The organism is Teredinibacter purpureus, assembly GCF_014217335.1.
GTDB classification, from domain to species: Bacteria; Pseudomonadota; Gammaproteobacteria; order Pseudomonadales; family Cellvibrionaceae; genus Teredinibacter; species Teredinibacter purpureus.
On the sequence record NZ_CP060092.1, the window covers coordinates 1,361,394 to 1,375,396 of the forward strand.

The window sequence follows — 14,003 nt, forward strand, 5'->3', positions numbered from 1 at the left end:
ATGAACCCCTCGGCCCTTTACAGGGAGGGCCCGAAGTCCGTGATTTCTCCGTGCCCTGTTATGCCGTTAACGAGATAAAAGAGACATAAATGTACGCATTTTTTGAAAAATTAATTAAACCCTTCCCAATGAACGAACCTCGGCAACCGCCTAATCGGCTGGGCGCCTTTTTATTGCATTACACGCGTGGTTGCGAACGTTATCTCATTATCTTGGCGTTGAGCGCCGCCTTTACGGCCATTCTAGAAGTCATATTGGTGGGGTTTATGGCCGAAATTGTTGATTGGCTGTCGGTGTACACACCAGAATCTTTGTTCCAAGAAGAAGGCCGACGAATGTTGTGGATGGGCTTCGTGCTACTGATAATCTTGCCCGTCACCGTCTTTATTCATTCAATGGTGATGCATCAAACGCTTTTGGGAAACTATCCCATGACCATTCGATGGTTAGCACACCGATATTTGCTCGGCCAAAGCTACGCGTTTTATCAAAATGAATTTGCCGGCCGCGTGGCCACTAAAGTTATGCAAACCGCCTTAGCCGTGCGTGAAACGGTTATGAAATTGCTGGACGTTGTGGTGTATGTGGCGGTGTACTTCAGCAGTGTTATTGTATTGGTGGCTGCGCTGGACGTACGCTTAGCCATTCCCTTTGTGTGCTGGCTAGGCTTGTACATCGCTATCATGCGGTACTACTTGCCCCGGTTGGAAAAAATATCGTCCGTTCAAGCCAATGCGCGTTCAGAAATGACAGGCCGCATTGTCGATACCTACACCAATATTTCTACCGTAAAACTATTTTCTCATTCACAGCGCGAGGCCGATTACGCGCGCGATAGTATGGGAAAATTTCTAGTGTCTGTATACCCTCAAATGCGATTGGCAACGTCTCTTAGCTTGTCGTTGTGGGCACTGAATGTTGTGGCCATTTTTTCGGTTGTTGGCTTATCGGTATGGCTGTGGACACAGGGCCAGCTAAGTGCCGGCGCTATAGCTGCCGCGATAGCGTTAGTGTTACGCATGCACGGTATGTCGCAGTGGATTATGTGGGAAATTTATGGTCTTTTCGAAAATATTGGTACTGCGCGCGATGGCATGAATACCGTTGCACAGCCAAAAGAAGTGCAAGACATTCCTACCGCTCAACCGCTGCAGGTAACGCAGGGAGCAATCGAGTTTTCCAAGGTATCGTTTCACTATGGCAAGGGCCACGGCATAATCGAAGAATTATCGCTGTCGATAAAACCGGGTGAAAAAATCGGCCTAGTCGGGCGATCTGGCGCTGGCAAATCTACACTCATTCATTTACTGCTGCGTTTTTTTGATACCGAAAAAGGGTGTATTTCCATAGATGGGCAACCGGTGTGCGACGTAAAACAGGAATCTCTGCGAGAGAAAATTGGTGTGGTAACCCAAGACACCTCCTTACTTCATCGGTCCGTTCGCGAAAATTTGGTGTATGGAAAGCCTAGCGCGACTGATGCTGAAATGATTGATGCGGCGAAGCAAGCCAAAGCAGAAGAATTTATTGCAGAGTTAAATGATCCAAGTGGTCGCACTGGTTACGATGCCCATGTTGGCGAGCGTGGGGTAAAGTTATCCGGTGGGCAAAGACAACGTATTGCTATTGCGCGAGTATTGCTTAAAAACGCACCCATATTACTATTGGATGAAGCGACCTCGGCGCTGGATTCCGATGTAGAAGCCGCCATACAAGATAATTTATACCGTTTAATGGAAGACAAAACGGTAATAGCGATTGCCCACAGGCTTTCCACTATAGCCGCGCTCGACCGATTAGTGGTATTGGATGAAGGCCGTATTGTCGAACAGGGCAGCCATCAAGAGCTATTAGCAAAAGAAGGCTTGTATGCCCAGCTATGGGCACGACAGTCGGGCGGTTTCTTAGGGGATATTTAATTTCGCTTCTAATATCTGTGGCCTATATAGGCCACAGAACAAAAGGTGTTGGCTTATTGGTATGCGGTTTAATGTTGTGATGTAATGTGATTGAAATGCTATCAATCGTACACTCGAGATAAACAATGGAATTATTAAAAGCGTCTTCAATACTTTTCGTTTTGCTAAACCCTTTTTTGATTAGTATATACCTTATAAGTTTAATTCGGGATCTCTCGCTTAAAGACTTTTCGAAGGTAATGATGCGAGCGCATATTATAAGTGCAATTGTATTTGTTATTTTTGCACTCGCCGGAGAAAGTATTTTCGAAGAAGTTTTTAATGTGCGTTTTGGTGCGTTCCTAATATTTGGCGGAATAATTTTTCTATGGATTGGTGTCCAATCAATTTTCTCGGGCAAGGTTGTTCTAATAGAAACGCGTGGTGATCCAGAACACATCGCGGGTTCTATAGCTATGCCGTTTATGATCGCTCCGGGAACAATAAGCGCAAGCGTACTTATCGGGTCACAATTGCCTGCGGCGAGTGCTGCTGCTGCAATTATTGCTGCAATATCCTTTTCTCTAGTATCAATAATTGTCTTTAAGCTAATACATGATCCGCTCAAAAAAAGAAATGAACGTTTATTGAATCGTTATGTTGAAGTTATGGGTAGGGTTGTGGCGTTGTTTACGGGTACGTTCGCCATTGAAATGATAGCCAAGGGTGTTGGGATGTTATGGCCTAGTTGATGTAGCATTTTGAATGCTCATTCATACAAAATCGTGTTTTGAGTTAATTCCAGTTTTTGTTGGCGTCACGATTAGTTTTTAGTGACTATAGTGGTTTTCTTGTTGTGGAGTAGCGAGGTCGTAATGGTGTCTGTTTTTCTTATAAAGTCTATCGCCATAGTATTGTCTAGCCCCTATAGATGGATAACCGAGTGCGGTGTAAATAGCACTCGGTTATTGTTATGCCATAGAAATACAATCAATACGTGAGCTATTAATTAATCGCTCACCTGTACCTTTGCGTTGCCTAGGCGGCCACTTATCACTTCCCATGCAGCGGAAGCCAAAGATCGGTTTTGTGGTGCCTCTTGCCTTGGTGTTTTAATTTTGTAAACAAAATTATGACGCTTCATGTGGTAATCGCTACGTGGGTTATCGAAAACGCGTTTCATCTCAATTAATTCTTCGTGTCGATATTCCGTAAGAGGCTTTTTCGCTTCATCGTGCGCTCGCCGCGCAGCCTTCTCGTTAGCAAACGTTTCCCATTCTATTTTTTGGATAATATCGTTACATCGTAGTTGTAATACCGAATGATAAGCATCCCAGTCTTCGACAAACATCTCGTCGGCTAAACCCTTATGCAGGGCTTCACGTGCAAGCATTGGTTTGCATTCGCGAATAATTTTTTGAGCTTCGGTATGGCCGGCACGTTTGGGTAACAAATAGGTCCAATATTCTGACCCGTATAACCCCATGGTTTGATAATGAGGGTTCAATACAACACCTTCGCGAATAAAAACTTGATCGCACGCTAAGGCCATAATGGCGCCGCCAGCACCGGCATTATTGCGCAGTGCGGCAACTGTCAGTTGGTTAGGGCAATCGATTATTTCCTTAACAATGTCGTCAATGGCATTAATGTTTTGCCAAGATTCAAGTGCGGTGTTTTCGCTCGCTTCAATACAATTTAAATGAATGCCGTTGCTCCAAAAATCGTTTCCTCCCATAAATACAATACATTTGATATCGCTGTTCTTTAGAGACACTAAACGATTTTTCAGATCGAGGCATTGCTGCGTGCTCGCCGCGCCGTTGTAAAAGTCAAAATAGATACGGGCAACATCACCTTCATATTCAATTCTAATGTCGCTGGTGTGTTCAAATGTATGGGCCGATGCGAGGGCATGTTTTTTTTCCGATGACAATATTTTGTCTAGTACACAACTTGCGGGCAGTTTAATGGCCGGTAGCTGGTTATGGTCGCAGCACTTTAATTGCCGAATCCATACTGCGCCATCAAGGGTGGCGCGACAGCAGGCGCCATTTGCAATGGCGAGAATTTCACCTGGTTTTCCGGTGAGTTGATGCTCGGGGCTGGCACCAAATAAATAGATTTCGTGGCCGTCAATAGTATCGAGAATACCGGGGTTGGTATCTGCTGCGTGAATCTTTTGCACAATGCTTGCGGTAGATTCCGTCTGCCAATTAATTTCGCGATTGGGTTGGCGCATGAACGGACGTAAAGAACCAACAACGGTAGGGTTGTCGTAATTGAGTGAACGAGGAGTAAAATGCGGGTCGCTGATGTTATTAAGCGCATTTTTTATAAGCCGTATTGCGGTACTGCTTACCTCACGTTTATAGATACTGGTTTTAGCGTCGCTACGTAGCGGAAAATTTTGCGTCCCCCATATTGCGCCCATATCCATTTCGGCTTCGGCTTGCAAAAGTGTTACGCCCCATTCAGACGTGTTTTCGGTAATAGCCCAGTCAAGTGATGACGGCCCCCTATCACCCTCTATACCGGGGTGAACCACGAGACATAAATATTGCTGCCATACGTCCTCTGGAATGCGTTGCGTGAGAAAGGGGCAGACAATCACATCGGGCTTAAAGGCCTTCAATTGAGTGCGTAGCAACGCGGGCTCTAAGTCGTAATGTTCCTCGACCTTGTGGCCATCGCCTAGCAGCTCGCGTTGAACACGTTGACACAAGCCGCTAAATGCACTGGCCAAAATTAAAATTCGCATTTTACTATTCCTTTTGTTCGTAGGTTATGGCAGCAGAGCCCCCTTGAGGTTTGTCCCTTTTTGTTTCACCTCTTTACATCCTGAATTCTCTGCAAAAAAAAGGGAGTGCAAATGCACTCCCGGTTAGATCGACACTAGGCCGTCTGTGGCTTTATCGTGTCTATTCGCTCATCATCGTCGTCATCTTCAAGTTCCTCATACATGCGCTTTTGTAATTGGCTTAACGTTACAATGAGAGAAAGCACCAAGAGCATCATGCTGAAGCAAAATATAAATAGACCGAGAGTGAGCGGCTCAATGGACGACTCAATGGCAATCACTTCGTGGTTCATTGTCATGGTCATAGACGCCATACCCGTGTAATGCATGCCGCATACCGCTACGCCCATTAGGATTGAAGCCCCAAACATTTGCCAGCCACCTTCCAGGTTAAAGGCCAGCCATAACGCGGCTGTTGCGGCCACCACGGCTATCACAATAGAAAGCGAAAATAGCGTGGTGTCGTAGGACATATCCGCCGCCATAATCATGGCTTCCATACCGGCATAGTGCATAGAGGCAACACCAAGCCCTGTGATAACACCGGCTATTAACAATATAGGTATTGATTTGGGGTTTTTACTGAGCATAAAAATTCCAGCGGCTACAACGGCAATGGCAATCGCTAAAGATGCAAAGGTTAATAACGGGTCGTAGCCTACTTCCATGGATGATTCGTATGCGATCATGCCAATAAAGTGCATTGTCCAAATGGCGCCGCCACCGAGTGCGCACGCGGCACCTAGAATCCAACCTATTTTTGATTTTCCGTCATCGGTGCGTATGCCACGCATTAATTGCAATGATGTAAAAGAACCAAAAACTGCCACAAGAAAAGAAAGCGCGACAAGAATAACGTTATGCGACGACTCAACAATCATTGGAGTATCCATAATAAAAACCTCAAATACACAAATACAAAAACCGACGCATGATCTGTAAATAGAGATAAAAATCGCGGGCTACAGATTGCCTGCCTCGATTACCTGCCGGTCTCCTTTTTTGGCCGACAAAAATTACAATAGACGATAAAAAACTAATACATAGGTATTAATGATTATGGCGACAGCCAACCTTAAAAAATGTCGAATCAGACGAATAAGAAAAATAGCTTTATATCAAAACGTATAAGTTGATCCCGCTGCGCTATTAATATTTTGTTATAAATAACGGATAAAAATCACAAAACAAAACTAAATTTATGGACAAAGGCGACGCCGATGTACGTATTGTCGTAAATGCTTGTGAGACATTGACCCCAAAGCGACTCACTCATTAGTGTTATTTATAATTAGGTGAAAAAACCATTATTTTATAATTATTTAATTTGTTACTAAGTTTGGTGTTATGTGGCCTTAACGCTAATCTTTACATTGCGTAGTGCAGAGAACGTTACATTCGATAGGGAATCATTGGGTAATATTCAAAACAGGCTTTAAAACGTGTTTGTTAGAGTGAAGAGTGTGTTCGAAGCTAAAACGTGAATGTATGGAATTGGAATAGTTGTATTGCGCGATAGGCGTAGTTATTTGAATTGCAGTTGTAGCATTTACAGCGCACATGGCTGTGACAGTTCGGCGGTATTGCCGAGACGAGAGGTAGCCGTTTCAGGTTAGAAGTAACTGGCGACAGGTTGTTCCATGCAATTAGCAGAAAAGAAAAATACGCGAACATTGCGGCGCTTTAAAGTTGCTGTGGTGGGTGCGTCCAAAGCAGAGTTAGAAATTGTTGGCCGAATTTTTACGGTCACTAACTATAGAACGCGCAGTTATGTGCCCGTCTCTTTACCTATCTCTCCGGCAAAACTGCCGAGTGATATTGATTTTGTGTTGATATGCTCACCCAATCCAAATGTGATTAATGCGTGGCATCAGTTCAAGAAGAACTACACACACGAATCCTTGTCGGTGCCATTTATCTATTTGGCTAGGGCCGGCAATGTCTCTCTCGGCCGTTATCAACTTACTTCGCCTGTAAACCCCAGTAAGTTTATAAAAATGCTCGATCAATACACAATAAGGGAATTGCATTATTTTCCCGAGTTTGAAATTGGTAGTGAATCGTCAGAAATAGAGGACGGCACTATATCGGGTATTAAAATTCTTAAATCCTCATGTGAAAGCAGTAGCGAGAGTCGTGGCCTTGGAAGCCGAGCACTTGTTGTTGACGATAGCATGGCTGTGCGCAGGCAGATGGAAATAGAGTTTTCGATGTTAAATCGCGATTTAGATGTGGCCGCGAGCGCTGAAGAAGCGTTAGAGGTTTTGCAAGAACGAAAATACGATGTAATTTTTTTAGATGTCGTTATGCCGGGTATTGATGGCTATAGCGCATGTAAAAAAATAAAACGTAACGCGTTGAATAAAAATACCCCCGTCATAATGCTGACAAGCCGCTCTTCCTCTTTCGATAAGATAAAGGGCGCACTTGCAGGGTGTGATGCCTACCTCGTAAAACCCATTAATCACAATGAGTTTGAAAGCGTCTATAACAAATATGTTAGCTAACCTAACGATGGAGTAACACTATGTCTGTCAGCACTGTACTTGTAGTCGATGATTCACCTGTAGATCTCGCTCATCTCAAGATAATAGTTGAGGGGGCTGGGTATCAGGTTGTAACCGCCACAAACGGCAAGGATGCACAAGACAAAGCTAAAGCGTGCCACCCCGATGTTATTTTAATGGATGTTGTAATGGATGGAGTGGATGGCTTTGAAGCGTGTCGCAACATCACAAAAGATGCAGCCACAGCAAAAATACCTGTATTTTTTGTCACCAGTAAAAGTCAGAAAGCCGATAAGGTGTGGGGCGAATTGCAAGGCGGTAAAGGCATGATTTCCAAGCCGTTTACGCCGGAACAAATTATCGACACCATTGCGGCGGTTTAATGGTAGCGCTCGCAGCTATATTGCCCACCGCTATGCCGATTTCTTTTTTAGACTTTAAGTGACGCTACAGAATGCAAGCCAACGTAAATGTTATCGAAGAAACACTGCCGATAGGCGTCAATGACGATAGCCGTATTATCGACACCGGTGCATCAGAAACAGAACGAAAATGGTCACGTATTAGGGCCTATGGGTTCAGTTTGGGTCACTTTAATTTTCTATTGCCCCAAGGCCTTTTTTGCGAACTAATCGCCCATGTAAAGTTGGCGCCATTACCCAATTCTCCTCAGCATTTTTCGGGCCTGGTGGCCGTTCGCGGCAACTTAATCCCGGTATACACGCTACACGGCTTATTGGATATGCCTACACCGACTAAGACATTTGTCTTTGTGATGGGAAACGGTGCAAAGAGTGCTGCACTATTAGTCGCTGAAAAACCTGAAATGGTTGATTTTAACGCGTTACAAGAAGTTCCCGTTAACCAGACAGAAGTTCCGGATTTATTGCATTCTTCTGTTACGTCTTGTTACAAACTTGATGGAAAAGAAGAGAGCAAACCGTGGTTGTCGATAGACCACATTCGATTATTTAAATTTTTGTCCGGATTGGTGTGATCGCCACACGGCAGGAGTGTTTAGTATGAATTTTATTGGAAATATGCGCATTTCGCACAAAATTAGTGCCTTAATGATTGGTCTGGTTATAGGGTTTATTGCGATTGGTGTCACCTACTACATACAGGTTGGCATCGATAAAGATCAGCGGCAGCAGGAATTGCAGGCACTCAACTTCCAAAATCAGCTAACCGAAATGAGTTTACAGCAATTACAGTTACAATCGGCTACTAGTCAGTTTATGTCGTCGCAAGCAGAGCATTGGGTAGCAGAATACGACAGGCTATATGAAAATATTACTGCGGCAGTCAAACTATCGCGCGAAGGGTTGAGTGATCAAGAAGGCATTGACCGCCTTGCTCAAACTGAAGAGTTATTGCGTTATCACCATAATCTTTTTAACGAAGCTGTCACCTTATCCGAGAATTTACGGGGTGATAAAAGTCTATCACGAGAACTTAACACGAGTGCTAATGCGTTAGAGAAAATGTTAGGAAAATTACCGCAAGGCGAGGCTTTTGAAGAATTTGTTTTGGTTAATGATAGTGTGGATGAGTACCTGTCTAACAACGATGGCAATAGCTTTAGCGCGTTATTGGCAAGTGTTGTTGCGTTTGGCGAGCGCTGGGCGAAAGACGCGGGTTCCGAGTTGTTTGATGCGCAAATGAGCAATTACATGGAATTATTTCGTCGCAATGACGAGCTAATACAGGGCCTTAACAATATTAATAGTGACATGAATACGGCGGCGGAAGAAGTGTCGTCACTACTCGCGGAAATTTCGGCTTCGGCTAAAATACTCGCTGAGCAAACTCTAACTACCTCATCCGAACGTAGCCAAGTTATTCAAGCTATTGTAACCGCTATTATTTTTCTTGTTGCTATTTCAACCGCGGTAGGAATTTATTTCATCTACCGTAGTATTATTTTCCCTATGGCGCATATGCAGAGTGTTATCGGGAGAATTAATCGCGGTAAGACGAACGCGCGTGTAAAGCTTATGGCCAACGATGAATTGGGTGATCTGGGTAGAGCATTTAATAAACTCTTTGATGAGCGTATTCAGCAGTTAGAAGACCAGTCTTTAGAAAACGACCAACTCAATAATTCTATTATTTCGCTTATTCGTGCACTAGGCGCTATTGCAAACAAAGATCTTACGATTAAGGTGCCGGTCTCGGCCGACATTACTGGCTCAGTGTCTGACGCGGTGAATCTACTGACCACGGAAACGGCAAAAACATTACAACAAGTAAAAGATATTTCTAACGAAGTGAATGATGTTTCTGAAAAGCTGGGAGAACAATCGCGTACAGTTACGCAGGTAGCTGAGAGTGAGAGGCGACAAGTTATTGCTACCAGTAAATCATTGGACGTACTCGCAAAAGCTATGATGGAAGTGGCAAAAAATTCGGTAGAAGCGAACGAATCTGCAACACGCGCCATTACCAATACACGGGCTGCACGCGAATCGGTGGTTGAAACGGTAAGTGGTATTCGTACGATTCGAGAAACAATTTCTGAAACGGAAAAACGAATGAAGCGATTGGGCGATCGCTCGCAAGAGATATCGGGGATTGTGAACCTGATTAATACCATCGCAGAGCGAACGCATATTTTGGCGCTTAACGCGAGTATGCATGCTGCGTCGGCGGGTGAAGCCGGTAAAGGTTTTGCGGTAGTTGCCGATGAAGTGCAACGATTGGCCGAGAGTGCACGGCAGTCAACGGATGAAATTTCGTCCATGGTGAACAATATTCGTGTTGAAACGTCGGATACGGTCACCATTATGAATACGCTTATTTCTCAGGTGGCCGATGGTAGCCGAATGGCTGAACGCGCAGGCGAACAGATGAGTGAAACGGAAACGGCCACACAAGCACTTGTGGAAACGGTAAGCCATATTGCTGCTCAGGCGAGTAAGCAGGCGGAGGTTGCCAGCCGTGTACGCGACCGTTCGACAATAATTCGAAACTTTACTGAGAAAACGGCGAAGCAATTGGATGCGCAGCGTTCGTATACAGAAGCGCTTGCGCATTACGCGGCGACACTGGTGGACCGGGTGAATGTATTTGCTTTGCCCGATCCCGGTACTGGCGCTGTGCAGGCAACACCGAAAGAGCCCACATTAAAATCGGTTGGTTAACACCGAGTGGCGATGCTTTATTCGCGGTAATGGTGACGAGAAGAGTAGGTAAATATGACTAACTCCCTGAGTGCCGAGCAGCGAGAAATTATCGAGCTGCTGCAAAACGAGTTACTGGATCTGGGCGAGGTTGACGCGAGTGCATTACGCGCGCATAACGCGGCAAAGCGACACGAATTATTAACGGATTACGCGCAGCATCTAGAGCACTTAGCCAATGCAGTGGCCTTATCTGGCCTCGTCGGTTTAGAGACTGTGTGTCGGTGTATTATTACTAATTTTCGTGCCCTTGGGGACATTGAGCCAGCGCCTGTCGACGCGTTATTGGCGGCCTTACTTAATTGGCATATGGTGTTGTTAGATTACATTAAAGCCGTTGGCGATACGGTAGAAGAGCCAAAAGCTGCGAGTAGTTTACTTGACTGGATAACGGCCGATTATTGGCCGGTAACTTTAACCGATAATGCTAAAGCTGAATTACGTATTGGCTTAAGTGAAAATGAATTAACGGAAATGGAAGACACAGCATCCTTTCCGCGAGAAGTAACCGCCGAGATGACCTCATTGGCGTTGCCTGATGACGTTCGACACGAACTCGTCGAAGGTATGATTATTGAGTTACCACAGCAAGTTGATCAGTTTGAAACGTCTATTGGCGATTATCTCGCTACTCACGCTTTTGTCGATTTAAATCAAGCCCAACGCATGGCGCACACTTTGAAAGGCGCCGCCAATATTGTGGGTGTACCTGGCATTGCAAATTTAATGCACTTTACTGAGGATTTACTTGAACTCGGTGTAAAACATTGGGATGAAGCGCCAGACGGGTTCGATGATCTCTTGTTGAATGCCTCTGATTGTTTAGCCGGAATGGGTGAACATTTGTGTGGTTTAGGTGACGCGCCTACAGAGTCTGGCGAAGTGATGCAGGATGTACTGGATTGGTTGCACCGGTTAAAATCGAATGACAAGCCGAGCAGTGTAGAGAGCGAGATAGACAGTAAAATATTACCTCACATATTGGCGCGCGGGCCTGACACGGTTGAACGTAAATCGGACACCGTGGAGCCCAAGCTTGAAAATAATGGCATTGAAACACCTAAGATCGCCTCGGCTCAGGTTGACGAATTAATTGAAACGGATTTATCGAACCTACCGCATGATTGCGCGACAAGCGACCCGTGTGAAGCGATCATGGGCGCGGAGACGGAGGAGGCGAGTGATAATTTAGCCGAAGAAGAACGTGGCAGTGACGATGTTATAGAATCGTTGGACGAAGAGCTTGAGGCTTTAATGGAGGAGCATGAGCCCGCCCAAGAGGTTCTTGAACCATCGGAGGCAAACGCCGTGGAAGCGGTTGTTGCACCGTTAGCTCAAGCGTCGCCGTTACCCATTGCGAACGTGAGTGCACCACCGCCTTTACTGTCTGAAGCCATAGGCTCAGATATACCTCTTGCAAATATTGCAGCGCTAGAGGAAGAATCATTTATAGACATTGAAGGGCTGGACGCCTTAATCGCGTTGGAGTCGGCCCCTGGCGATGGCGACGAGAATGCCGTGGCAGGGCTGTTTGATGAAGTCGATCTTCATAATCTACAGCTAGAGTCGGTAAGCCTAGCGGATACTGTACCGGTAGAAAGCGATGCTAAAACAATTCAATCGCCCCCGCCTAATGAGGCATTATCGAAATCGCCAGCCGGTAATGAGCGTGGCGTGCAGACACATTCGGCGGATGGTGTTGGGCAAGAAGATCTTGAAGAAAAACATTTTATTAATTTGCCCGAGCGTACGGCGCACGAACTGCTGCGCATCGCGGGCGAAACCCAAATTGCGAATACACAGGTCAATGCGCAAATAGAGTCGCTACAAAACAGTATTCAATTAACGGATCGATACCACAGTAAAATTCGAGCGATGGCAGCCGACCTAGACATTCTAGTGCAAACCCAAAGTGCATTAAGGGCTGCTACCGTAAAATACGGCGAAGACGAAATAGACCCGCTCGAAATGGAACGGTACTCGGAACTGCACAGTTTCTCGCATCAGCTATTAGAATTAACAACAGATTCCTACGAAGCGGTGAGCCAAATTGAGGCCCAAATTGGCGATCTTAATAACCTTGCTTATGTGCAGGGGCAATTAAATCGAGATAGCCAAAATCTGCTACTCGAGATGCGCCTAATTCCCGTGAGTATGTTGTCGTCGCGTTTTAACCGGTGCGTAAGGCAAGCGAGTCGCATGACACACAAAGTTGCGCGTTTAGAAATAGAGGGCGATAAAACACTCTTGGATTCCCGTGTGCTTAATCGCATTGCAGACCCCGTGATGCACCTGTTACGAAACGCCGTAGATCATGGCTTAGAAAGCACTGCGAGCGTTAGGCGCGAAGCCGGTAAAGACGACGCAGGGCTTATCACCTTGAGTTTTCGCCATACCGGTGAAACCGTGACCATTGAATGCAAAGATGATGGCAGAGGCTTAAATTATGAGGCCATTCAGCACGCGGCCATTGCCAAGGGGTTGATAGACGACGGTGCAGCAATAGATGAAGCGGTATTGAATCAATTGATTATTATGCCGGGATTCTCGACACGCTCCAGTGCAAGCCAAACCTCGGGACGCGGCATAGGATTAGACGCGGTTGTTGCAGAAGTACGCCGTTTAAAAGGGAAGCTTACCGTAACGTCTACACCAGGGGTGGGCAGCAGTTTTATTATCACGGTACCCACCAGTATTATTAGTGGGCATGCGGTATTGGTACCTGTATCGGGTGTCGGTGGTCAGCAAATAATGGGCATTGTTACACGGAACATTGAGCAGATAGTGTTTGTGCAACGAGGTGAATTATTATTTGAAAGTGATGGTCTTTATTACGACTTTCAAGGTGAGTCATTACCCGTGCTGGAATTTAATGACCTTGCCGGTATGCATCAAGCCGAGGAGCAAAAAATATCGGCCTTACTGATTACGCGTAGCCTAGAAGGTAAAGCGATAGCGGTTGCCGTAGAGACGTTATTGGCGAGCCAAGAATTGGTGATTAAACCGCTAAATGAATTTACGGTTCATCCAGAAGGGGTGGTGGGTGCGACTATGTTAGGTGATGGCACTATTGCGCCGGTTGTCGATTTACAAGAGTTGCCGGGCATGGGGTTAAACCAAGAGGAATATCAACGTTTACGAGAGCAGCGCGAAAAAATTGCACAGCTCGCACGTGATAACGTGTACGAATCACCCATCGCCTTAATAGTGGATGATTCACTTAGTGCGCGGCGCTCGCTTGCACAGTTTGTAGCGGATATTGGCATGGAAGTGCGCACCGCAAAAGATGGGTTCGAAGCCATTAGTGTTTTGAACGATAAAAAGCCTGCGGTAATGCTGGTGGATTTGGAAATGCCGCGAATGAACGGATTAGAGCTTACGGCGCATATTCGCTCACGAGAAGACACGCGGGATATCCCTGTGATTATGATTACTTCGCGCTCGGCCGATAAGCATCGTATCATGGCTAAAAATGCGGGCGTAAATACCTATCTGAATAAGCCTTGGTCAGATGAAGAGCTACTGGCCAGTATTCAACAACAAATTGCGTAATGTTTTTTTATTGAAGGCCACCGTTTAGGGTGGCCGTTTTAATGGAAGCATAGCGTCGCGTTAG

The 14,003-nt window shown here is 45.6% G+C and carries 9 protein-coding genes; 7 read left to right on the forward strand and 2 right to left on the reverse strand.

Annotation, left to right across the window (positions count from 1 at the left end; all coding sequences use genetic code 11):
* Positions 1–89 precede the first annotated feature (89 nt).
* Together H5647_RS06045 and H5647_RS06050 are read left to right on the forward strand one after the other, a co-directional pair.
* The gene (locus H5647_RS06045) at positions 90–1,919 is read left to right on the forward strand and encodes an ABC transporter ATP-binding protein (RefSeq protein ID WP_045857117.1); all 1,830 of its coding nucleotides are present in this window, start codon (positions 90–92) and stop codon (positions 1,917–1,919) included.
* 125 nt (positions 1,920–2,044) lie between these two features.
* On the forward strand, positions 2,045–2,650 hold the full coding sequence (locus tag H5647_RS06050; protein ID WP_045857119.1) for a MarC family protein: 606 nt from the start codon (positions 2,045–2,047) through the stop codon (positions 2,648–2,650).
* 257 nt (positions 2,651–2,907) lie between these two features.
* Here the strand turns inward: H5647_RS06050 and H5647_RS06055 are convergent, their stop codons facing one another.
* The gene (locus H5647_RS06055; protein WP_045857120.1) at positions 2,908–4,659 is read right to left on the reverse strand and encodes an enoyl-CoA hydratase-related protein; all 1,752 of its coding nucleotides are present in this window, start codon (positions 4,657–4,659) and stop codon (positions 2,908–2,910) included.
* A 134-nt stretch (positions 4,660–4,793) separates the two neighbouring features.
* Positions 4,794–5,591: an MHYT domain-containing protein gene (locus tag H5647_RS06060; protein ID WP_082086966.1), complete on the reverse strand. Its 798-nt coding sequence runs from the start codon at positions 5,589–5,591 to the stop codon at positions 4,794–4,796.
* Positions 5,592–6,338: 747 nt separating this feature from the next.
* Here H5647_RS06060 and H5647_RS06065 point away from each other — a divergent pair.
* The 5 genes from H5647_RS06065 (at position 6,339) to H5647_RS06085 (ending at position 13,939) form a co-directional block, all read left to right on the forward strand.
* A complete protein-coding gene (locus H5647_RS06065; protein ID WP_052691892.1) occupies positions 6,339–7,205 on the forward strand; it encodes a response regulator in 867 nt (288 codons plus the stop codon).
* A 20-nt stretch (positions 7,206–7,225) separates the two neighbouring features.
* Positions 7,226–7,588 carry a response regulator gene (locus H5647_RS06070; RefSeq protein ID WP_045857124.1) on the forward strand — a complete coding sequence of 121 codons (363 nt, stop codon included), beginning with the start codon at positions 7,226–7,228 and terminating at the stop codon, positions 7,586–7,588.
* Positions 7,589–7,659: 71 nt separating this feature from the next.
* Positions 7,660–8,202, forward strand: coding sequence for a chemotaxis protein CheW (locus H5647_RS06075; RefSeq protein WP_045857125.1), 543 nt, complete (start codon positions 7,660–7,662; stop codon positions 8,200–8,202).
* A gap of 25 nt (positions 8,203–8,227) precedes the next feature.
* A complete protein-coding gene (locus H5647_RS06080) occupies positions 8,228–10,348 on the forward strand; it encodes a methyl-accepting chemotaxis protein (protein WP_052691893.1) in 2,121 nt (706 codons plus the stop codon).
* Between the two features lie 54 nt (positions 10,349–10,402).
* A complete protein-coding gene (locus tag H5647_RS06085) occupies positions 10,403–13,939 on the forward strand; it encodes a hybrid sensor histidine kinase/response regulator (protein ID WP_045857127.1) in 3,537 nt (1,178 codons plus the stop codon).
* Positions 13,940–14,003: the final 64 nt, after the last annotated feature.

Excerpts from the sequence above, each read along its gene's own strand:
- H5647_RS06045 (WP_045857117.1), top strand. The coding sequence starts at position 90 with ATGTACGCATTTTTTGAAAAATTAATTAAACCCTTCCCAATGAACGAA.
- H5647_RS06050 (WP_045857119.1), top strand. The coding sequence starts at position 2,045 with ATGGAATTATTAAAAGCGTCTTCAATACTTTTCGTTTTGCTAAACCCT.
- H5647_RS06055 (WP_045857120.1), bottom strand. The coding sequence starts at position 4,659 with ATGCGAATTTTAATTTTGGCCAGTGCATTTAGCGGCTTGTGTCAACGT.
- H5647_RS06060 (WP_082086966.1), bottom strand. The coding sequence starts at position 5,591 with ATGGATACTCCAATGATTGTTGAGTCGTCGCATAACGTTATTCTTGTC.
- H5647_RS06065 (WP_052691892.1), top strand. The coding sequence starts at position 6,339 with ATGCAATTAGCAGAAAAGAAAAATACGCGAACATTGCGGCGCTTTAAA.
- H5647_RS06070 (WP_045857124.1), top strand. The coding sequence starts at position 7,226 with ATGTCTGTCAGCACTGTACTTGTAGTCGATGATTCACCTGTAGATCTC.
- H5647_RS06075 (WP_045857125.1), top strand. The coding sequence starts at position 7,660 with ATGCAAGCCAACGTAAATGTTATCGAAGAAACACTGCCGATAGGCGTC.
- H5647_RS06080 (WP_052691893.1), top strand. The coding sequence starts at position 8,228 with ATGAATTTTATTGGAAATATGCGCATTTCGCACAAAATTAGTGCCTTA.
- H5647_RS06085 (WP_045857127.1), top strand. The coding sequence starts at position 10,403 with ATGACTAACTCCCTGAGTGCCGAGCAGCGAGAAATTATCGAGCTGCTG.